This window comes from Acinetobacter tandoii DSM 14970 = CIP 107469, assembly GCF_000400735.1.
Classification (GTDB): Bacteria; Pseudomonadota; Gammaproteobacteria; order Pseudomonadales; family Moraxellaceae; genus Acinetobacter; species Acinetobacter tandoii.
Genome location: NZ_KE007366.1, coordinates 25717 through 47604, shown reverse-complemented (window position 1 = coordinate 47604; position 21888 = coordinate 25717). Strand labels below are relative to the sequence as shown.

Annotated in this window: 17 protein-coding genes; 13 read left to right on the top strand and 4 right to left on the bottom strand. The window is 39.9% G+C overall.

What is annotated here, in order from left to right:
- Positions 1–44: 44 nt before the first annotated feature.
- The 6 genes from I593_RS06730 (at position 45) to proB (ending at position 6326) form a co-directional block, all read left to right on the top strand.
- The gene (locus I593_RS06730) at positions 45–1502 is read left to right on the top strand and encodes a glyceraldehyde-3-phosphate dehydrogenase (RefSeq protein WP_016166821.1); all 1458 of its coding nucleotides are present in this window, start codon (positions 45–47) and stop codon (positions 1500–1502) included.
- Positions 1503–1791: 289 nt separating this feature from the next.
- Complete coding sequence (locus I593_RS06725) at positions 1792–2511, top strand: hypothetical protein (protein WP_016166820.1); 720 nt, start codon at positions 1792–1794, stop codon at positions 2509–2511.
- A gap of 13 nt (positions 2512–2524) precedes the next feature.
- Positions 2525–3199: a hypothetical protein gene (locus I593_RS06720; protein WP_016166819.1), complete on the top strand. Its 675-nt coding sequence runs from the start codon at positions 2525–2527 to the stop codon at positions 3197–3199.
- 102 nt (positions 3200–3301) lie between these two features.
- Positions 3302–3676 carry a winged helix-turn-helix transcriptional regulator gene (locus tag I593_RS06715; protein WP_016166818.1) on the top strand — a complete coding sequence of 125 codons (375 nt, stop codon included), beginning with the start codon at positions 3302–3304 and terminating at the stop codon, positions 3674–3676.
- A 265-nt stretch (positions 3677–3941) separates the two neighbouring features.
- Positions 3942–5159: an Obg family GTPase CgtA gene (gene cgtA / locus I593_RS06710; protein WP_016166817.1), complete on the top strand. Its 1218-nt coding sequence runs from the start codon at positions 3942–3944 to the stop codon at positions 5157–5159.
- A 33-nt stretch (positions 5160–5192) separates the two neighbouring features.
- On the top strand, positions 5193–6326 hold the full coding sequence (gene proB, locus I593_RS06705) for a glutamate 5-kinase (protein WP_016166816.1): 1134 nt from the start codon (positions 5193–5195) through the stop codon (positions 6324–6326).
- 52 nt (positions 6327–6378) lie between these two features.
- Here the strand turns inward: proB and I593_RS06700 are convergent, their stop codons facing one another.
- The 3 genes from I593_RS06700 to I593_RS06690 all read right to left on the bottom strand — a co-directional run bounded on the left by I593_RS06700 (position 6379) and on the right by I593_RS06690 (position 10216).
- Complete coding sequence (locus I593_RS06700) at positions 6379–6975, bottom strand: phosphatase PAP2 family protein (RefSeq protein WP_016166815.1); 597 nt, start codon at positions 6973–6975, stop codon at positions 6379–6381.
- Positions 6976–7104: 129 nt separating this feature from the next.
- Positions 7105–9324: a TonB-dependent receptor family protein gene (locus I593_RS06695; RefSeq protein ID WP_016166814.1), complete on the bottom strand. Its 2220-nt coding sequence runs from the start codon at positions 9322–9324 to the stop codon at positions 7105–7107.
- Positions 9325–9511: 187 nt separating this feature from the next.
- A complete protein-coding gene (locus I593_RS06690; RefSeq protein ID WP_016166813.1) occupies positions 9512–10216 on the bottom strand; it encodes an SIMPL domain-containing protein in 705 nt (234 codons plus the stop codon).
- Between the two features lie 470 nt (positions 10217–10686).
- On the opposite strand from I593_RS06690, the gene I593_RS06685 reads away from it, so the two are divergent.
- Positions 10687–12063, top strand: a complete 1377-nt coding sequence (locus I593_RS06685; protein ID WP_016166812.1) for a diaminobutyrate--2-oxoglutarate transaminase — start codon at positions 10687–10689, stop codon at positions 12061–12063.
- Positions 12063–13595, top strand: a complete 1533-nt coding sequence (locus tag I593_RS06680; protein ID WP_016166811.1) for a pyridoxal phosphate-dependent decarboxylase family protein — start codon at positions 12063–12065, stop codon at positions 13593–13595. The genes I593_RS06685 and I593_RS06680 overlap by 1 nt, the downstream gene beginning before the upstream one ends.
- 65 nt (positions 13596–13660) lie before the next feature.
- On the opposite strand, the gene I593_RS06675 is transcribed toward I593_RS06680, so the two are convergent.
- On the bottom strand, positions 13661–14152 hold the full coding sequence (locus tag I593_RS06675) for an Lrp/AsnC family transcriptional regulator (RefSeq protein WP_016166810.1): 492 nt from the start codon (positions 14150–14152) through the stop codon (positions 13661–13663).
- Between the two features lie 132 nt (positions 14153–14284).
- Between I593_RS06675 and I593_RS06670 the strand changes: the two genes are divergently transcribed.
- The 5 genes from I593_RS06670 (at position 14285) to pstA (ending at position 21883) form a co-directional block, all read left to right on the top strand.
- Positions 14285–16009, top strand: coding sequence for an alpha-keto acid decarboxylase family protein (locus tag I593_RS06670; RefSeq protein WP_016166809.1), 1725 nt, complete (start codon positions 14285–14287; stop codon positions 16007–16009).
- Between the two features lie 133 nt (positions 16010–16142).
- Entirely contained in the window at positions 16143–17522 is a 1380-nt protein-coding gene (locus I593_RS06665) for an amino acid permease (protein ID WP_016166808.1), read from the top strand.
- A 468-nt stretch (positions 17523–17990) separates the two neighbouring features.
- Positions 17991–19016, top strand: coding sequence for a substrate-binding domain-containing protein (locus I593_RS06660; RefSeq protein ID WP_016166807.1), 1026 nt, complete (start codon positions 17991–17993; stop codon positions 19014–19016).
- Between the two features lie 99 nt (positions 19017–19115).
- Positions 19116–20495, top strand: a complete 1380-nt coding sequence (gene pstC, locus I593_RS06655; protein WP_016166806.1) for a phosphate ABC transporter permease subunit PstC — start codon at positions 19116–19118, stop codon at positions 20493–20495.
- Positions 20492–21883 carry a phosphate ABC transporter permease PstA gene (pstA, locus tag I593_RS06650; protein ID WP_016166805.1) on the top strand — a complete coding sequence of 464 codons (1392 nt, stop codon included), beginning with the start codon at positions 20492–20494 and terminating at the stop codon, positions 21881–21883. The genes pstC and pstA overlap by 4 nt, the downstream gene beginning before the upstream one ends.
- The last annotated feature ends 5 nt before the right edge of the window (positions 21884–21888 follow it).

Genomic DNA, 21888 nt, shown 5'->3' with positions numbered 1-21888 from the left:
TTTTAAAATTTATGCTTAGATTAAATTAATTAGAGGACGTATCTGTGAGCAAAGAGACTATCATCGCCCTACACGCAGAACACCAAGGTCGCTGGAAAAACCGTGAAGAAATCGCGGAACAAATGATCGCTTTGATCGGTCAGCTTTACCGAGAAAAAAATATTGTGGTTTCAGTGTTTGGACGTTCTTTAGTTAACCGTTCAGTTATGCAAATTTTAAAAGCACACCGTTTCACTCGTATGATGGACGTTGAGCTTTCAGTTGTACACACGTTCCCAATTCTTCAAGCGTTGGCTAAAATTGAAAATATCGGTACTGCTGAAATTGATCTAGGCAAATTAGCTGTTGCATTTAAAGAGCAAGGTGGCGATGTTGATGCATTTGTTGCAGCAGCTGTTAAATCTGTAGAAGGTCGTGCGACTTCAGTAGAAGGTCGTGACGTTGTCCTTTACGGTTTTGGTCGTATTGGTCGTATCCTTGCACGTTTAATGATTGGTCAGTCTGGTCTTGGTCGTGGCTTAAACCTAAAAGCAATTGTAGTTCGTAAGTCATCTGACGGTGATTTAGAGAAACGCGCGTCTTTATTGCGTCGTGACTCAATTCATGGTCCATTCTCTGGCACTATTTCTGTAGATGAAGAAAACGAAGCAATTATTGCTAACGGTCAATTCATCAAAGTTATTTATGCGTCTAATCCAACTGAAGTTGATTATACTGCTTATGGTATTACCAATGCGTTAGTGATTGACAACACGGGTAAATGGCGCGATGCAGAAGGTCTTGCACAACACCTTAAATGCCCAGGTGCTGCACGCGTAATTTTAACTGCACCTGGTAAAGGTGAGATGAAAAACGTGGTGTTTGGTGTAAACCAAGCAGACATTCTGGATGAAGACCAAATCATCTCAGCTGCAAGCTGTACAACCAACGCAATCACACCAACATTGAAAGTATTACATGACAAATACACAGTGTTAAATGGTCACGTTGAAACAGTTCACTCGTTCACAAACGACCAGAACTTAATTGACAACTACCACAAAGCGGATCGTCGTGGTCGTGCGGCTACTTTGAACATGGTAATTACTGAAACTGGCGCGGCGAAAGCAGTTGCGAAAGCACTTCCAGCACTTCAAGGTAAATTAACAGGTAACTCTGTACGTGTTCCAACACCAAATGTTTCACTTGCGATTTTGAACTTAACTTTAGATAAAGAAGTGGATCGTGAAGAAGTAAACGAATACATCCGTCAAATCTCAATCAGTTCAAACCTTCAAGGTCAAATTGGTTACACCAACTCAACTGAAGTTGTATCTTCTGACTTCATCGGTTCACGTACTGCGGGTGTGTTTGATGCACAGGCAACGATTACTTCAGGCAACCGCTTAACTGCATACGTATGGTATGACAATGAAGTGGGTTATAGCTGCCAAGTATTACGTATTGCTGAACAAATGGGCGGCGTAAGCTATCCAAAAGTTCCTGCTGAAACAAATGCATAATTTGTTCGGTTAAGGAAAAAGAGCTTCAGAAATGAAGCTCTTTTTTTTGTATCAAAACTCCCGACATTCTTTTTTGAATTGACCAAAATAATAAGATGCATTCATATTAGGTCAATGCCATAATTCCGACAAAATTAGTAGTATTAAGCGAAACGCGCTATGTTAGTGTCGCTTTTTCATCTCAAAATAAATGTGATCATTACTCGATTGGAATTAAAGAGAGCAATGGTCGATAGAACGGCTCAAATGAATTGAGTCTATTAAAAAACGAACTTAAAGGATTAAGTCATTGCAAATAAAAAAAGTGCTTGCTGGTTTGGCATTTTTGAGTCTAGCAACCCTCAGCGGTGTCTTACTTGCAATTTGGATCTTTCAACATTTCAGTATTTATATTCCTCTGAACAATCAAGCTGTGAATATTGACTTGCAAGAGCCATTACAGGCCAAAGTTAAAATACATGATGCCTTAGATGTGGATGTCTCTGGGCGAATTCGCGCTGAAATTCCAATTAACGAACAGCTTGAGATTCCACTGGTGCAGACACTTACCCCGCGTGTGTATTTTGATAATCAAGTGCCAATTAAAACCATGATTCCTGTGCGAGAAGCTCTGAAAGTGCAGCAAAATTTACCCATCGATACGTGGGTAAATGTGATGATCATGGGGAAAAATATTAGTCTGCCGTTAAAAGGTTCAATCCCGATCAATCTTGATGTGCCGATTCAGATTGATGTGCCATTAGAACAAAATGTACATCTGAAATTTGATGCGCCTGTGCGAACGGTATTGAAAGAAAATCTGCATATTCCTTTAAATGCAACGTTAAAGACCGAAATACCAGTGCAAGGGCAATTAAATGTACCCATTAAGACAGCCCTAAATGCCACCGTAGATGTGAAAAATACCTTGCCCGTAAAAATTCAGAATGGACAACTAAAAGTCCCTTTAAATACTGTAAAACTTTCGTCTCCACAGTACGAACAACCACAGTTGGTTCGAGCTGAATAGGAGGGATAAGCAGGTGTGTTTTTCTTATCGCTTTTGGTGTTTGAGCTTTATTGGGTTGGTCGCTACGATTGCGCTTTTATTTTGGTTGTACTTGAATGTGATTGCATCGATGCAAATTTCAGCACACCGCTCCGAAATTATATTGCCAACATCTTTGCCGACTCAAATTCACGTGGGCAATTATTTGGATATTCATTCTAAAGGGCAGTTGAATACAAAAATTGATATTGATCGGCAATTGGAGTTGCCGTTAAAAGGAAAATATCTTGCCGCTTTACAGTTTGAAGTCGAAACGCCGATTACTGTGAATCTTGACTATCAAACCATGATCCGTATTGATCAGTTGATGCCTGTGGAAACGACTACAGATTTAATTTATCAAAATCGTTTGTTGCCTCAATTCCCTCTGAAATTAAATATTCCAGTTAAATTGGACGTACCTTTCCATTTAAAGCGAGAGTATACCATTCCTGTGAAGATTCAATTTGATGGTCCCGTGTATTTTGAATTTAATGAACCTGTTGGTTTACACGTCGCTCATCATTTTGCACCACAACTCAACTTGAATGATCCAATGAAGATGGAGCGCATCGCAAGTTTTAATGCCACCATGTACAATGCCGTACGAAAAACCTCAGCCAATTTAGAACTGAATATGCATTTGCCTGTACGGAATATTCATCCTTGAGTAAAGAATGCAACGCTTCCTTGATGGTTAAAGATTAATCTGGTAGCTTACCTATTGAAAGTACGTATAAGAAAAGTAAGCTGATTAAAGTAAGGGGAATACATGAGTACCTATGCAACCAGTAATCTATTGGGGCAAGTTCTTTCAACTGCTTGCCCATCACGCGAAATACTTGAGCATCTTTCCAGTAAATGGTCGTTGTTGGTGTTGCATTGTTTAAGTGAAGGTGTACACCGCTTTAGTGAATTAAAAATAAAAATTGAGGGGATTAGCGAAAAGATGCTGTCTCAAACCCTGAAAACATTAGAGCAGGATGGTTTTATTCTACGGACAGTTTATCCGATTGTGCCACCGAAGGTTGAATATCAATTGACAATTTTAGGCTCGCAGGCTGCGGAAAAAGTGAATGAGTTAATTTTCTGGATAGAGCGAAATTTATCTGAAATCTTAGAGCAGAAACCTAAAGTAAACATTTAAATAACTGATGTACTTGGTCGTTTAACTTTAGGCATTACGCCGCATTGAGATTAGTCTCTATCTTAAGAATCTTAATTAAATTAAAGTTTAATGTTTCAACTATGCTTAAGTTCATTGTGTATAAATTAATGTAAAACAAGTATAAAAATAACTAGGCCTATAAAAATAATGTGTGAAATTCATATTTAGTTGAATAATACTATTCGAGAAATTCTTTAAAATGTGGCAGAATAAGCGGTTTTAAAGATTTTAGAGGATTGGCAGTATGCGCTTTGTTGATGAAGCAGTCATTACCGTAGAGGCTGGCGACGGTGGCAATGGCGTAGCCAGTTTTCGCCGTGAAAAATTTGTACCTTTTGGTGGACCAGATGGTGGAGATGGTGGTCGTGGTGGCAGCATTTATATTCAAGCTGACGACGACACGAGCACACTGGTAGATTATCGTTATACCCGTAAATTCCGTGCAGAACGGGGTAAAAATGGTTCAGGCGCAAACTGTGCTGGTCGTGGCGGACAAGATGTCATTCTCAAAGTTCCAGTTGGTACAACCATTGTAGATACCGACTCTGGCGATATTATTGGCGATTTGGTTGAAGATGGTCAGAAAATTCTAGTGGCTTCTGGTGGTGATGGTGGTTTAGGAAATACACACTTTAAATCATCAACCAACCGTACGCCGCGTAAATGTACGCATGGTTTTAAAGGTGAATTCCGCGAAATTCGTTTAGAGTTGAAAGTATTGGCAGACGTTGGTCTATTGGGTATGCCAAATGCGGGTAAATCAACCTTTATTCGTGCTGTTTCAGCAGCAAAACCAAAAGTTGCAGATTATCCATTTACTACGATGGTACCAAACTTAGGTGTTGTCGATGCAGATCGTCACCGTTCATTTGTCATGGCGGATATTCCTGGACTAATCGAAGGTGCTTCGGAAGGTGCAGGTCTTGGTATTCGTTTCTTAAAGCATTTGGCACGTACGCGTATCTTATTACATATTGTAGATGTACAGCCTATTGATGGTTCGGATCCTGCATATAATGCTAAGGCGATCATCAAAGAATTAAAGAAATTTTCTCCAACCTTGGCGAAACTTCCAGTGGTTTTGGTACTTAATAAGTTAGATCAACTTGCACCAGACACCAGTGAAGAATGGTGTAACCACATTCTTGAAGAATTAGAATGGAAAGGTCCAGTATTTAAAACTTCTGGTTTGCTGGCAGAAGGGACAAAGCCAGTGGTTTATTACCTCATGGATCAAATCGAACAACAACGTGAACGCGAAGTTGAAGATCCTGAGTACGCAGCAGAAGTGAAAGCATTCCGTGAGCAGCTAGAAGCTGAAACACGTGAACAAACCATTGCCGCTAAAGAAGCTTATCGTGAAATGCGTCGTCAACAGCGTCTTGCTGGCCTATTGGGCGATGATGATGAGGACGATGATGATGGCGACGATGGCGATATGGAAGTGTTTTACGTTCGTTAATTTCCAAGCGAACAACATGTAACTGAGGACAAGATGATAGAAGTGGTAGATGGGCAACGTCAGCTCAAGGCTTTAAAACGTATCGTTGTTAAAATCGGATCATCTTTACTCACAGCGAATGGGCAAGGTTTAGATTTAGATGCAATTTCGCATTGGGCGAAACAAATTGCAGATTTACACCAAGCTGGACATGAAATTATTCTTGTCTCCTCTGGCGCTGTGGCTGAAGGTATGGTTCGAATGAAGCTAGAGAATCGACCCACCGATCTACCAAGTCTTCAGGCATGTGCTGCCATTGGTCAAATGGGTTTAATCCATACATGGTCAAGTGTACTCGAACAGCACAGTATTCAAACAGCGCAAGTGCTTTTAACCCACGATGACCTTGCGGATCGTCGTCGTTATTTAAACTCTTGTGATGCTTTGCAAAATTTAATTGATTGGCGTGTGATTCCAGTTATCAATGAGAATGACACAGTTTCAACTGATGAAATTCGTTTTGGTGATAATGATACGCTTGCAGCAATGGTTGCAGGTCAAGTCCATGCAGATTTGTTAATTATCTTAACAGACCAGCAAGGCATGTTTGATTCTGACCCACGCTCAAACCCTGATGCGAAACTGTTCCATACCGTACGGGCTTTAGATGAAAGCTTGTTTGATATGGCAGGTGGTGGTGGTAAGTTTGGTCGTGGCGGTATGTTGACCAAGGTTCGTGCTGCACGACTAGCGGCAAAGTCGGGTTGTCCAACCCTGATAGCGAGTGGTGAAAGTGATCAAGTACTTGCCCGTTTAATGGCAGGTGAAATGCTTGGCACTTTGTTTATCACGGACAATGACCGTATTACCGCGCATCAGCAATGGTTGGCCGCACATTTGCAAACTGCAGGACGTCTAATTTTAGATGATGGTGCAGTTAAAGCCATTAAAGATAATCATCGTAGTTTATTACCTGTTGGTGTGAAAGCGGTTGAAGGGCATTTTGACCGTGGCGATGTTGTAGAGTGTGTTGACCCTTCTGGTTATCGTGTCGCGGTTGGACGTGTTAATTTCAGTTCGCGTTCGGCAGAATTGGTTAAAGGTTTGTCTTCAGACAAGGTTTATCAAGTTCTGGGTGAAGCGCGTTCACTTGAGATGATTCATCGCGATCATATGGCAATTTACTAAAAAATTTAAAAAAATCCCGCTTTAGAGCGGGATTTTTTATTTTAAGACCAAGTTATTTAATATAGCCTTTTTGAATCAGTGGTCTAAATACATAGAAATGAAGCGTCAGTACCCATTCCATCAGTTTTTCTTTATAGCGATTCCAGAGCGTTAAACCAAACAAATTCAGCGCAAAAGCCAGTACAAAGGCACCGAGCATATCTAAAGGGAAATGAACACCTACATAAATGCGTGACCATGCAACTAACCAAGCCAGCATAATTAAGAAAATGCCAAGTTTACGGTAAGTTGAAAAGAAATAAGAAAAAGCAATACTGCTAAAAATGAGCATATGATCGCTAGGGAAAGAGCCATTCGGTGAGTGATAAATCAAGGTACGTCCAACATCCATCACAAAAGGGCGTGGGTGATAGTAGATGTGTGAAATACATTGACTGATGAAAAGCGCAATACTGGTAAAAATAAAAGCTTTAAGAATTTGTTTCTTTATTTGATAGTCACCACGTAACCAAAACCAAGCAAAAAGTGCAATCATGCAATACAACAGGTCATTCGCAATAAAAATCGCAAAATTAATCTTTAAGTCGCTAGCATCTGAAGATGCATTGATGAATGAAAAGAGCGTGAGATTGAGTTCAGAAAGAGACATGAAAGCGGATTATGTATGCAAAGTGCGTAAAGTGTAATAATTCTGTCATCCCGTTGAAATAAAAAAAGACTACAGATTTGTAGTCTTTTTTTATTTCAAGAAACTTACGTCGTTTACGTATTATTCAGCTTAGAAGTCAAATGAGGTTTGTAGGTAGAAAGTACGTGGTTGCCCAACATATTTACCGCCAGTCGAATCGGTAGAACGTGTGAAATATTGTTTATCGAACACATTTTTAATACCGCCAGCAATTTTTAAACCGTAGTATTGCTCACCAAAGTCATAGGCTGTACGTACTGCAAAAGTTGAGTAACCTGGAATATCCCCGTACTTACCATCCAAAGATTCTATAATTTGATAAATACCAGACTCTTGGTTTCCTGGAGAATGTTGTTTCGATTGTGCAAACATATCGGCATTGACAGTCCATTGATTAACTTTATAGCCTAAACCCACATTGGCTGTATGACGTGAATAAAATGGAAGATCTTTATCTTTAAAGTTGCCTGCTTCAGCAACAGCTTTAGTGAAGGTGTAATTGCTATATATTTTGAGTCCCTCTAAGGCATCTGCGAGGTAAGCAAAGTCATAAGCCAGACCAAGTTCAACACCTTTATGGCTAGTTGCACCTAAATCGGTCCAATAGCCATTTTGAAGGGCATCACGTTCTAGAATTAATTCTTTATTAAAGTCTAAATAGAATGCAGTTAATTCTGCATTTAAACCATTACCTAAATATTTTGTACCAATCTCATAGTTATTGGATTTCTCAGGTGAAAGACCATCTAAAGTAGAAATTGCTATACCTGTTTTTGAGTTTGTGGTTGCTAACTGATTGTATTGTTGAGGACCAAAAGATACGCCCGCATTTGCAAATATATTCCAGTTATCAGTGGCTTTATACATAATTGCCAGACTTGGTAACCATTCATCAGATTGAATGGATGGATTTACGGTATTCAGTAAGTTACCAGATTTATAGGCGCTAAAATTATTGTGCGTATCAATAGATTCAAAGCGGACACCAGGGGTAATTACCCAATTGCCTAAATCGAATCGGTTATCAATGTAGAAGGCATGTGCTTTAGTGCCACCTTTACTCGATGTGCGTGCGATGAATTTCCCGGGTTGAGCATCAATAGCATAATCTGTACGCCCCGCAAACTCAGTACTATCTTCATCCATATAACGATAGCCGATAGTAACTTCACTCTGTGTATTACCAATTGAGTAAGCGCGAGAAAAACGAGGTTCAATTGCAAATACAGAATAATCTCGAGGAGCATTGTCTAAACGTTTGAACGGAGTACCATCCTGACGTTGTTGATTTGTTCCCAAATTACTCGTACGGAATGAATCAATATAATAGGTTAATAATTCAAAATTATTTCGTTCATCTTGATGGGTATAACGCAAAGACACATCTGAACGACGACCTGCAAAATAGCTTTGTGATTGGTTGGATTGATATGGGTTTTCTGCATATTGTTTTGCAGTTAAACCTTCAGGCATTTCTCCACGACCTTCATAATGATGTAAATTTAGCGCTACAGCATCGGCATCTGTAATTTGGTATGCTGTTTTTAACATGACATCATCAATGTCTATTTGATTGTTAGCTTCACGGTAAGCATTGCCTTTGGTCCCTGAATAAAGCAAAGCAAGCCCTAAACCATTATCGAGAGTACCACCCATAAATAAACTTGGGCTAAGTTTGGTTTGATCTGTGCCAGAAGCATATTCAGTGGTTAAGCTTACATTGCCTGCAAAATCTTTTGGGATTGCACGCGTAGCAAAGTTGATAATACCGCCCACATTTTGTGGTCCAAAGCGTACGGAACCAGCACCACGAACAACGTCTATAGATTCAATATTGCCTAATGATACAGGAGCAAGTGAAAGTTGAGGTTGACCATAAGGTGCAAATGATAACGGTACTCCATCAAGTAATACGGTTGAGCGAGGGGATAAACGTGAAGTTAAACCACGAACACCAATATTCAAAGAAACGTCACTACCGCCAGTACCATTATTTTCTTGGACTTGGACACCAGGAACTTGTTTCAGTGCATCTTTAATGGACGTTGCCGCAACTTCATCTAAACGTTTACGGTCGATAATTGTGCGTGCCCCTGCATGTTTTTGAACTTTTTCAGCATTAGCATTTTCCAGCCAGTTACCTTCAGCTTGAAGGGTAATGGTCTGTAATGTGTTCACAGAATGGCTATCTGAATCTGCTGCGAAAGTTGCTTGTGTGGCAAGACAGGTTAAGGTAAGCTGAATTGCTCGGGTTAGCGGTGATATTTTAGTTGGCTTGTGAATACCAGATAGAATCAAATGGTTTGACATATTGAACACAGAGATTGCAAATTTGACGATATAATATCGAGACTCTCGTAATTATTGAATAATAATAGTTATCATTAATTACTATTATTTTCCAAATTTATGATTGGATTTCGATCTTGAATATGATCCAAAACAACAAAAAATAAAAAACCGTGTCTGTGACACGGTTTTTAAGTTAAATCTAAAATTATTTAAACTGTACAGTGCCGTTTGCATTCACCGTAATTTTAGATTCGCCTGCTGCAACTTCAGGCATTGGTGCTGCTTCTGCATCGGCAAATTTTGCCATACTGCTACGCATCATGATGGGTTGAGGGTAGTTGTTACTGGTATTTAAATTTAAATTGACTAAATTATAGCCTGATTTATTCCATGACTGACTCAATAACTGTGCACGTTGTTGGAAGTTTTTAGAGGCTTCAACCATGAGTTCATTTTCAACTTTTTTACGTTGAGCATCTGAAACGGTAAAGTTGATCGATTGAGTTTGGAAGTTTTGCTGTAACTCATTCACTAACTGACTCGCCGCTTTAAAGTCGGTACTTTCAATTTGAATTTCAGCACGACCACGCCATTCTTTTAATTTACGACTATCATTGTCATAAATTGGATAAGTCGTTTGAGACCCTGTTTCGACTTTTACATTTGGGTACTTACGCGAAGTCGCAATCGCCTGATTCATAAGTTGAGTGATTTGGCTTGCCAATTCAGCAGGCTGTTTATTGCTTTTTTCAATATAGAGTACAGCGTGCATTTCGTCATTTGAAACCTGACGTGATGCTTCTGCTTGTACGTTTACTAAATTGTAATTCAAAGCTTCTGTTTGCTGCGCAAAAGCAGTGCTGCTGAATAAACCACCGAGGAGGAGGGAAGAAACTACAAAATGACGCATAAAAAGTAACCTTTATTTGAATTTTTCAAACTTATTTGATTAAGGTAATGGTATAGGCAGTTCATGGGGAACTTTTGCAGAAATTGTGGTGAGTTTGTAATTTTTTGCATGAGAGCCAAGCTAAAAATATTTAAATTAAATAGTCTTAAATCAAGAGTTTAATTTTATAAAAAACGATAAATAAAATGCTCAGGAAATGAAATTTCTAAAAAGTAAAAAAAATCATATTTTCTTTCACTTGTCACAATGTAAGATGATAATGAAAGGGCTGGTTAGGTGTGCAGTTTATTTCAAAAAATTAGGGCGTATATTTGCTAAAAGTTGTTTATTTTCCTGAAAAATTCGGTATCATGCCGCTCCTAGTTATTTAATTAAATACTGTCTAACTAGATTCTATAAAGCACCGAGTCAAAGGACCGCAAGTCACCAGACTTATTTCTTTCAACCCATATCAGAGATGGTAATTCGATATGAGCGTTTCTTCTGTAAACCCTGCCACTAATTCTACTAACGAATACTATTTGACTCGCCAAAGTCAGATGGAATCCAATGTTCGTAGCTATCCACGTAAATTACCGTTAGCGATAGCCAAAGCATTAGGTTGCTGGGTTACCGATGTTGAAGGTACAGAGTACCTTGATTGTTTAGCTGGGGCAGGAACATTGGCATTAGGCCATAATCATCCTGCGGTCGTTCAAAGTATTCAAGATACACTGACAAGTGGCATTCCATTACATACTTTAGATTTAACTACACCGTTGAAAGATGCTTTCACGGAAGCGTTGCTTTCGTATCTTCCAGGCGGTAAAGAAGAGTACTGTTTACAGTTCTGTGGTCCATCTGGTGCAGATGCGACTGAAGCAGCGATTAAACTTGCGAAGACTTATACAGGTCGTAGCTCAGTAATCAGTTTCTCTGGTGGTTATCATGGTATGACCCACGGTTCTTTGGCAATGACAGGTAACTTGTCTGCTAAAAATGCTGTGAATGGTTTAATGCCAGGCGTACAGTTTATGCCATATCCGCATGAATACCGTTGCCCACTTGGTTTAGGTGGTGAAGCGGGTGTTGATGCGTTAACCTATTTCTTCGAAAACTTCATTGAAGATGTAGAAAGCGGTGTTACTAAGCCAGCAGCAGTTATTCTTGAAGCGATTCAAGGTGAAGGCGGTGTTGTGACAGCGCCAACCAAATGGTTGAAAAAAATCCGTGAAGTGACTGAAAAGCACAACATTGTATTAATTCTTGACGAAGTTCAAGCGGGCTTTGCTCGTTCAGGTAAAATGTTTGCCTATGAACATGCAGGCATTGAGCCAGATGTAGTTGTAATGTCAAAAGCTGTTGGTGGTGGTTTACCACTTGCGGTGCTAGGTATTAAACGTAAGTTTGATGCATGGCAACCAGCGGGTCACACGGGTACTTTCCGTGGTAACCAGTTGGCAATGGGTACTGGCTTAGTCGTATTAAAAACGATTACTGAGCAGAACTTAGCGCAAAATGCACAAGAGCGTGGTGATTTCTTACAAGCTGAATTGAAAAAATTAGCGCAAGAATTCCCATGTATTGGTAACGTTCGTGGCCGTGGCTTAATGATCGGTGTTGAAATCGTTGATGAGCGTAAACCAGCTGACCATATGGGTTCTTTACCAGCAGACGGTCAATTGGCAGCAGCAATCCAAGCGGCATGTTTTGATAACAAACTTTTGTTAGAAAAAGGTGGTCGTAACGGTACAGTGATTCGTTTACTTTGCCCATTAATCATTACGCAAGAAGAGTGTGTAGAAGTAATTGCTCGCTTTAAGAAAGCAATTGCTGAAGCGCTTATTGCAGTGCGAGGCGCTCAATAATGGTTGATTTTGCAGAACACCGTAAAGCGTTACTCTGCAATGATGCCCAATCCATTGCTGACTATGAGTCAGCAATGGAGCAAGCTACTAAAGCGGTAGCGGCATGGTTGCAAAATGACAAAATGTACACAGGCGGCAGCATCAAAGAATTACGTGATGCGATTGCTTTTAACCCAACTAAAGAAGGTTTAGGTGTACAAAAGTCATTGGATCGTATGGTTGAGCTTTTCTTAAATAAAAGCTTAAAAGTACATCACCCTCATTCTTTAGCACATTTGCATTGCCCAACCATGGTTGCAAGCCAAATTGCTGAAGTTTTGATTAATGCAACCAACCAATCTATGGACTCATGGGATCAAAGCCCAGCGGGTTCTTTGATGGAAGTTCAATTGATTGATTGGCTTCGTCAAAAAGTCGGTTATGGTGCAGGTCAAGCAGGTGTATTCACTTCTGGTGGTACACAGTCTAACTTGATGGGTGTACTCCTTGCGCGTGATGCTTGCATCTCGAAAAACTGGAAAGACGAAAACGGTAATCCGTGGTCTGTACAGCGCGATGGTATTCCAGCAGAAGCTATGAAAAACGTTAAAGTCATTTGTTCTGAAAATGCACATTTCTCTGTGCAAAAGAACATGGCAATGATGGGCATGGGCTTCCAATCAGTGGTCACTGTTCCTGTGAATGAAAATGCACAGATGGATGTAGATGCTCTCGAAAAAACCATGGAGCATTTACAGTCAGAAGGCAAAATCGTGGCGTGTGTGGTTGCAACTGCGGGCACAACCGATGCGGGTGCAATTGACCCATTGAAGAAAATTCGTGAAATCACTAACAAGTTTGGTGCGTGGATGCATATCGATGCGGCATGGGGTGGTGCACTAATTTTATCGAATGATTATCGTTCGATGTTGGATGGGATTGAGTTATCTGACTCGATTACGCTTGATTTCCATAAGCACTATTTCCAAACCATTTCTTGTGGTGCATTCTTGCTTAAAGATGAAGCGAACTATCGTTTCATGCACTACGAAGCTGAATATTTGAACTCAGCCTATGATGAAGAACATGGTGTTCCGAACCTAGTATCGAAATCCTTACAAACAACTCGTCGTTTTGATGCGTTGAAATTGTGGATGACTGTAGAAGCTTTAGGTGAAGAGCTTTATGGTTCTATGATCGATCACGGTATTAAATTGACACGTGATGTTGCCGATTATATTAAAGCAACTGATGGTCTTGAGCTTTTGGTTGAGCCACAATTTGCCTCTGTTTTATTCCGTGTTGTACCAGCAGGCTACCCAGTAGAATTGTTGGATACATTGAATCAAAACGTTGCAGATGAATTGTTTGCGCGTGGTGAAGCGAATATTGGTGTAACTAAAGTAGGTCAAGTGCAATCATTGAAAATGACGACACTGAGCCCTGTTGCAACATTAGAAAACGTACAGAACTTGCTGTCTCTTGTTCTTGCAGAAGCAGATCGTATTAAAGGTCCTATTCAAGCAGGCACATATACACCAGCGATTGACTAATCGTCATGTTGTTCAAAAAGCCTGGAAAATTCCAGGCTTTTTTATTTGTTATATAGGAAAAATGTTTAAGCTAAATGCACAGGATGATAGTTGTGACTTTTTGATTTAAGTAAAAAGTGATTCTGTTCCTTAATTTTTTTCAAAACAATGTAAGACTTAATGTGCCCAATAAAAGAATAGGTTAATAAGCGTTCTGTCACAAAATGGGAAAGTTGCTCTAAGTTTTCAGCGACCACTTTTAGAATAAAATCTGCATCGCCACTAATCGAAAAAGCATCCTGAATATTGTCTTCCGCTTCGATGAGTTCTTGAAAGGCTTGTTGAGAAGATGCTTCATGTGTTCTTAAGTTAATATGAATCATGGCAGTCACTTCCATGCCTAAAGCCTGCTGCTGTATGCGGGCGGTATAGCCCAAAATAATGCCTTTTTGTTCTAGGAGTTGTCGTCTTCTCGAACACTGTGATGCAGATAAACCAATTAGATCGCCAATTTCCTGATTGGTGAGCCGTCCATTTTTTTGTAGTGCTTGAATGATTTGCCAGTCGAACTTATCCATGCATAAAATCCTTTTGTGATACACAAATCTTGTATTTTTATTAAAATTCCGTTTCATTATGCACGAAATTTACGGCGTAGATGAAATATTATTTTTCTATGGAATAAAAATGGTCTCAAAGGATATCGAGCAATGTTCATAGAAATTGGTGAATTTTTAAATCTTCGTTTAAAACAAATGGGTATACAGCATCTTTTTGGTGTACCTGGTGATTTCAATCTTTCTTATTTAGAACAAGTTGAAGCAGATGCTCAGCTAGAATTTATTGGCAACTGTAATGAGTTAAATGCGGCTTATGCAGCAGATGGCTATGCACGAATTAACGGTTTTGCAGCATTGGCAACTACATATGGCGTAGGTGATCTAAGTGCAATTAACGGCATTGCAGGAGCCTATGCGGAAAATGTACCGATGGTACATATTTCAGGTATCCCTCCTTTGCATGTGGTTCAAAAAGGCATTCTGGTTCACCATACATTGGTCGATGGTAACTATGACAATATTATGAATTGCATGAAAGAATTTACTGTGGCGCAAACACGTTTAACACCTGCGAATGCAGCTTTTGAAATTGATCGTGTTTTACGTCAGTGTTTTCTAGAGCGCCGTCCAGTGCATATTCAGCTAGCATCGGACATTACCCATGTAAAAATTGAAGTGGATGAGCGACCACTCGATCTCAGTTATCCATCGGTTGAACCTGATTTACTAAGTAGCGTAGTCGATCAACTGTGTGGCATTTTGGCAAAAGCAAAAAGCCCCGCATTGTTAATTGACAATGAAGCTGCCGTTTTTGGGGTGACCTCTTTATTACATGATTTATCTAATAAGTGCTCGATTCCATTTGCTGGTATGAATACAGCAAAAAATATCATGGATGAGGGCTCACCGCGTTATATCGGAACTTATGTGGGTGGGGCGAGTCAACCGCACGTAAAAAATGTGATTGAACAGTCGGACTGTTTAATTGGGGTGGGTGTTCGCTTTACTGATGTAGGTTCAGCTGTATTTACGCATCAAATTGCGACTGAAAATTATATTGAAATTAAGCCTTATGGTTTGAATATTTTTGGTCAGGATGTACCGGGTATTGAAATTGGCCAATTGTTGGTTGAATTAAATAAAAAAGTCGCAGCGCGTAAAACTCCACACAATATTGTGACTCAGTGCTCTACACAAAAAAAGCCTGAAGTTAATGAGCAGCAGAAACTCAGTCAAGAACTACTGTGGAATGCTATCGCAGGTTTCTTTAAGGATGATGATGTCATTATTGGAGAGGTTGGAACTTCAAACTCTGCACTATCGGCTTTAAAGCTACCCGCCACTGCAAAATATATTTCTCAGCCACTTTGGGGTTCAATCGGTTATACCTTGCCCGCTTTACTTGGAAGCCTGTTAGCTGCGCCTGAGCGTCGACAAATTCTGTTTATTGGAGACGGTTCATTTCAATTAACTGTACAAGAACTCTCGACCATTATTCGTCATGGTCTCAAGCCAATAATTTTCTTGTTGAACAATGGTGGCTATACCATCGAGCGTTTAATTATGGGTGAAAATGCGGCTTATAACGATATTCAAAACTGGAACTATGCACAAATTCCAGCAGTGTTTAATGGAAGTAAGGCTTATCAATCACATGTGGTTGAAACAATTGGGCAACTGCAACAGGTTTTGGATAACGTGCAGCAACAGGATGGACTGACTTTTGTGGAATTAAAACTCCCTGCCATGGATGCTCCTTTAAGTTTGAAAAAATTTGCCAACGTGATTGCACGATTTGACTATGGTGATCGTGGCTATGAAATTTTAACTCAGCGTTCAAATACGCTGGAATGTAAAAATGTAAGCTCGTTCTAAGCTGGAGACCGCAGCGTCTTTTTAAAAAATGGAATTAAATTAAAGCATATTAAGTCCGAAGATTAATTATAGGTCTTCGGTCTAGTGCTGAATAAAGGTGTACAGGACGTTACACTTACAACGGAGAAAATGTATGGATGAAAATAATCAGCATGCTTTGAAACAAGGCTTGTCGAATCGGCATATTCAATTGATTGCCTTAGGTGGCGCAATTGGTACAGGGCTATTTTTAGGACTTTCACAAACTATTAAACTGGCAGGGCCTTCGATTTTGTTGGGCTATGCTATTGCAGGTATTATTGCATTTTTAATTATGCGCCAGTTGGGCGAGATGGTGGTCGAAGAACCCGTCAGTGGCTCATTTAGTCATTTCGCTAATAAGTATTGGGGCAAAATGGCTGGATTTATGTCTGGTTGGAATTATTGGGTGTTGTATGTGCTAGTCAGCATGGCTGAATTAAGTGCAATCGGTACATTTGTTCAGTTTTGGTGGCCTGAAATTCCAACGTGGCTCACCGCTTTATTTTTCTTCATTTTAATGAATGGCATTAACTTGGTGAATGTCCGCTTTTTTGGCGAATCAGAATTTATATTTTCTTTTATTAAGATTATTGCGATTTTGAGCATGATTGGCTTTGGGGCTTATTTACTGTTTTCGGGTTCAGCAGGGCCACAGGCTGGTATTGCAAATTTATGGCAGCATGGTGGATTTTTTCCACATGGTATGCATGGTTTTGTCATGGCATTGGCAGTCATTATGTTTGCTTTTGGTGGTTTAGAGTTGATTGGGATTGCCGCAGCAGAAACTAAGCAGCCAGAAACGACTATTCCTAAAGCAGTTAATCAAATTGTCTACCGAATTTTGATTTTCTATATTGGTGCAATTGGTATTTTGCTGTGCCTTTATCCTTGGAATATGGTGGCAGAAGGTGGTAGTCCATTCGTTTTAATTTTCCAGTCACTCAACAGTAACGGTGTTGCTAATGTTTTAAACTTTGTTGTGTTGATTGCTGCAATTTCTGTCTATAACAGTTGTATTTACTGTAATACTCGTATGTTGCATGGTTTGGCAGAGCAGGGTAATGCACCTGCAATATTGAAAAAAATTAACTGTCGCGGTATTCCAGTGCCTGCTGCAATTGTATCGGCATCAATCACAGCAGTTTGTGTTTTGGTGAATTATCTGATTCCTGGGCAAGCTTTCCAGCTCTTTATGATGTTGGTGGTTGCAGCTCTGGTCATTAACTGGCTCATGATTTCGGTAACACATTTAAAATTTAGTAAAGCCATGAAACTGCAAGGACGTCAGACCAAGTTTCAAAGTATTTTAAGTCCATGGACCAACTATTTGACCATCGCTTTTGTTTGTATGATTCTGATTATTATGGCACTTACACCGGATATGCGTTTGGCTGTGATTTTAGGTCCCATCTGGATGGCAGCTTTAGCAATCACATATGTACTCAAATATCGTAAAAAAATGTTGGTAATGCCAGAAGCACAGTCCAATTAAAGTTTTTAAAAGTTATACATTTAGGGTTACCTGACTAACGTGAGGTAGCCCTTTTTGTATTTAAGGATGACTGAATAGAATAAGTGGAGGTATTCGAGATAGGTAAAAAATTCTTACACTCTTAAATTCATGCTTTAAACCTGTTTAATTAGGTAGGGAAGGCTGAATTGGGCAAGTGGGTATTGAGATAACGGACGCACTTTAAAGCATGTAAAAATGACATCAAGATGAATTGTTACACTTTACAGCTAGTAATTAAAACATAAAAATAAGAATATAATTTATGTTACATATTGAATCTAAAAGAATTTTAAATAAATCATCATTCAAGCTCCAAATATCATAAAAGCGTCATATTGCTGTAACTTATTTGTCATATTTTAAAATCAAAATGCATATATCGAAAAAAGTACAAAACTGAATAAAAAAGTGACGTACTTCAAATTGCACACATTAAGAGAGATGAGCATGCGCTTAAACCACATCGCACTTGCATTGGCAGTAACAGGGGCAGCTGTAGCAACAACTGCAAATGCAGCACGTGACACAATTCAAATTGCTGGTTCTTCAACAGTATTGCCATATGCAAGTATTGTAGCTGAAGAGTTTGGTAATACATTCCCACAATATAAAACTCCGGTTGTGGGTTCTGGTGGTACTTCAGGCGGTTTAAAACAGTTCTGTGCAGGTGTAGGCGACAATACAATTGATGTAGCAAATGCATCACGTAAAATTAAAGATACAGAATTAGCTGCTTGTAAAAAAGCAGGCGTAAACAAAATTCACGAAATCAAAATTGGTTATGACGGTATTGTTTTTGCGTCAAACTCACACAAAGCAGCATACAAGTTAAAGCCTTACCATGTATTTGCAGCTTTAGCTGAAAAATTACCATCAAATGGTAAGTTAGTTCCAAACCCATATACACGTTGGAACCAAATTGACAAAACACTTCCAAATGAACCAATCACTCTTGTAATTCCTGCTACAAACCACGGTACACGTGAAGTGTTCCAAGAGAAAATGGTTGAAGCTGGTTGTGAATCTTACGATTACTTCAAGAAGTTAGATAAAGATGCTCAGAAGAAAGCATGTTCAGCTTTCCGTAAAGACGGCAAAGTCATTGAAATTGCAGGCGACTACACTGAAACATTGGCTCGCTTGAAAACTTCTCCAAGTGCAGTAGGTGTGTTTGGTTTAGGTTTCTATGATCAAAACCGTGACAAGTTACGTGTAGCGACAGTGAACAACGTTGCGCCATCTGAGAAGACAATTCTGAATGGCTCTTACCCTGTTTCACGTCCATTGTTCTTCTACGTGAAAGGTGAGCACCTTCAATCAATCAAAGGCTTACAACAATACACGGAATATTTCTTAAACAAGAAAGTTTCAGGTAAAGGTTCTAAGTTAGAAAAAGCAGGCTTGATTTCTATGTCAGACAAAGAGCGTGCAAAAATCCTTGCTGACTTTAAAGCAGGTAAAGCGGTTAAGTAATTCAGTGAAATAGGCAAATGGTGGGATCTCCCACCATTGGCTTTTTGTACTTAGTGAGTTTTTTCAAAGAATGAAAATTGAAAAAACGGTGGAGAATACATGAATCTGCTACTTATAGGCGTGTTACTGGCCATAATTGCGATCGCTTACCAAATTGGTCTCGCAAAAAGTCGTAACTTAGCAGGTAAGGGAAATAACTCAGCAATGTTGCATTCACGCCCAGGATATTATGGGGCATTGGTTGCGTTGTGGTGTGGTATCCCTGCTTTTTTAATTTTGATTGTTTGGAATATCGTTGAACCCAATATTTTGCGTCACATTGTCATGAACAATGTTCCTGCAAATGTGTTAAGTGGTTTAGATGCTGCGGGTGTTGAAGTACTTCTAGATCGTGTACAGGCAATTGCATCAGGTTTTGGGGTGAGTGATCAAGCTGCGCCATATGAAATCGCAGCGGCACAACAATTGGCAAAAGTTGAAAGTATTGGTTCTTTTGCAAAATTAGCTGTGGTGATTTGTGCTGCCTTAGTCGGTTTAGTCTGGGCAAAAAAACGTGTACAAGGACAATACCGAGCACGAAACCAAGTTGAAAAAATCATCAATATTGGTTTGGCGTTGTGTTCGGGCGTGGCAATTCTGACAACCGTCGGTATTGTGATGTCGATGTTTACTGAAGCCATGCATTTCTTCCGTTTTGTCAGCCCAATGGATTTCTTCTTTGGTACTGAATGGAACCCAGGTTTTAGTACTTCAGGCAATGCGGAAGGCAGTTATGGTCTGCTCCCATTAATTTGGGGAACCTTGATGGTTAGTGGTATTGCACTACTGGTTGCAGTACCTTTAGGTCTCATGATTGCCATTTACTTGGCTGAATATGCTTCTTCAGGCTTCCGTTCTTGGGCAAAGCCAGCTATTGAAGTTCTCGCAGGTATTCCAACCATTGTTTATGGTGTATTTGCGATGATGATCATTGGTCCATTCTTTAGAATGCTCGGTGAACAAGTCGGCGTGAACATCAATGCGACCAGTGCGTTGACGGCTGGATTCGTGATGGGCATCATGATTATTCCATTCGTATCTTCACTTTCAGACGACATTATCACTCAGGTACCTCGTGCATTACGCGATGGTTCTTTAGGTTTAGGTGCAACCAAGTCTGAAACAATCAGAAAAGTAGTTTTGCCTGCAGCTTTACCTGGCATTACAGGGGCTTTCTTACTGGCAGTATCTCGTGCTGTTGGTGAAACCATGATTGTGGTTTTAGCCGCAGGTAATAGTCCATTACTTCATGCAAACCCACTCGAAGCAGTATCAACCGTAACAGTGACGATTGTGAAGCAATTAACAGGGGATACAGATTTTGCCAGCCCTCAAGCATTGGTTGCTTTTGCATTGGGTCTGACCTTATTTGTGATTACTTTGGGTCTGAACATTATTGCACTTTACATCGTGCGTAAATATCGCGAGCAATACGAATGAGCACATCGAATTCTTCTTCTATGGGTCAAACATTTGACTCGCAATCGGCTGCTGAATTGCGCGAAAAACGTAAAAAGATTATTGAAAACTCATTATCTAAACGTCACCGCAAGGAAAAAATCTTTCGTGGATTTGGCTTTGCAGCAGTAATCTCTGGCTTATTCTTCGTGGTTTTACTGTTTGGCAGTATTTTGGCGAAAGGTTTGCCTGCCTTCTGGCAAACCAGTATGTCAGTTCCAGTGTATTTTGACCCAACGATTGTGAATGCGGGTGCTAAACCTGTACAGCGTGCAGGAGAGTCTCCAGCACAGTTTCAAGAGCGTTATGTGGCTTGGCAAACCGAAATGGGAATGGTTGACTGGGATGCACTGATTGTGAATGGTCTGATTAAAAAAGATCCGTCACTGGCAGCTCAACGTGACGAACTTACCAGTATTTATACTGATTCAGAATCGTACCGTTTACGTGATATGGTGTTGGCTGATCCAACGTTGATTGGTAAAACAGAAGATATTAAGTTGTTAACTGATGCCAATGTCGATGTATGGTTGGCGGGGAACATTGACCGTAGTCTTCCTGATGAGCAACAGCAATTAAGCCCAGAAGTTCGTCAGTTGGCTGATTCTATGGAAGCGAAAGGTGTAATTGAAAATACCTTTAACACCAATATTTTCACCAATCCAGATTCACGTAGTGCGCCAGCAACATCAGGTTTAGCAGGTGCATTTATGGGCTCGCTGTTCATGATGTTGATTGTGATTTTTATCTCAATTCCAATTGGGGTGGCATCAGCAATCTATCTTGAAGAATTTGCGCCCAAAAATATTGTTACCGATATTATTGAAGTGAACATTAACAACCTTGCAGCCGTTCCTTCGATTGTATTCGGTTTGTTGGGTGCAGCAATATTTATTGGCTGGATGCAGTTACCATTGTCTGCGCCATTGGTTGGTGGTTTGGTATTAAGTTTAATGACTTTGCCAACGGTAATTATTACCACACGCGCATCTTTAAAAGCAGTTCCGCCATCCATTCGCCAAGCTGCATTAGGTTTGGGTGCATCGCGCATTCAAACTGTATTCCATCATGTGCTTCCTTTAGCACTCCCAGGGATCATGACAGGTTCAATCATCGGTGTTGCACATGCACTGGGTGAAACTGCACCACTACTATTAATTGGAATGAGTGCCTTTGTTGCCAGTATTCCTAGTACACCATTAGATCAAGCCACAGCATTACCTGTACAAGTTTATTTATGGCAGGGCAATGAGTTACGCAACTTCTTTGAAGGACGTACTGCGGCAGCCATTATCGTACTTCTTGCATTAATGATTGGATTAAACAGTCTTGCAATTTGGTTACGTAAGAAATTTGAAGTCCGCTGGTAATTGAG

Coding starts and splice junctions, on each gene's coding strand:
- I593_RS06695 (WP_016166814.1), bottom strand. CDS start 9,324: ATGTCAAACCATTTGATTCTATCTGGTATTCACAAGCCAACTAAAATA.
- I593_RS06680 (WP_016166811.1), top strand. CDS start 12,063: ATGGTTGATTTTGCAGAACACCGTAAAGCGTTACTCTGCAATGATGCC.
- cgtA (WP_016166817.1), top strand. CDS start 3,942: ATGCGCTTTGTTGATGAAGCAGTCATTACCGTAGAGGCTGGCGACGGT.
- I593_RS06715 (WP_016166818.1), top strand. CDS start 3,302: ATGAGTACCTATGCAACCAGTAATCTATTGGGGCAAGTTCTTTCAACT.
- pstC (WP_016166806.1), top strand. CDS start 19,116: ATGAATCTGCTACTTATAGGCGTGTTACTGGCCATAATTGCGATCGCT.
- I593_RS06670 (WP_016166809.1), top strand. CDS start 14,285: ATGTTCATAGAAATTGGTGAATTTTTAAATCTTCGTTTAAAACAAATG.
- I593_RS06660 (WP_016166807.1), top strand. CDS start 17,991: ATGCGCTTAAACCACATCGCACTTGCATTGGCAGTAACAGGGGCAGCT.
- I593_RS06690 (WP_016166813.1), bottom strand. CDS start 10,216: ATGCGTCATTTTGTAGTTTCTTCCCTCCTCCTCGGTGGTTTATTCAGC.
- I593_RS06675 (WP_016166810.1), bottom strand. CDS start 14,152: ATGGATAAGTTCGACTGGCAAATCATTCAAGCACTACAAAAAAATGGA.
- I593_RS06685 (WP_016166812.1), top strand. CDS start 10,687: ATGAGCGTTTCTTCTGTAAACCCTGCCACTAATTCTACTAACGAATAC.
- I593_RS06700 (WP_016166815.1), bottom strand. CDS start 6,975: ATGTCTCTTTCTGAACTCAATCTCACGCTCTTTTCATTCATCAATGCA.
- proB (WP_016166816.1), top strand. CDS start 5,193: ATGATAGAAGTGGTAGATGGGCAACGTCAGCTCAAGGCTTTAAAACGT.
- pstA (WP_016166805.1), top strand. CDS start 20,492: ATGAGCACATCGAATTCTTCTTCTATGGGTCAAACATTTGACTCGCAA.
- I593_RS06665 (WP_016166808.1), top strand. CDS start 16,143: ATGGATGAAAATAATCAGCATGCTTTGAAACAAGGCTTGTCGAATCGG.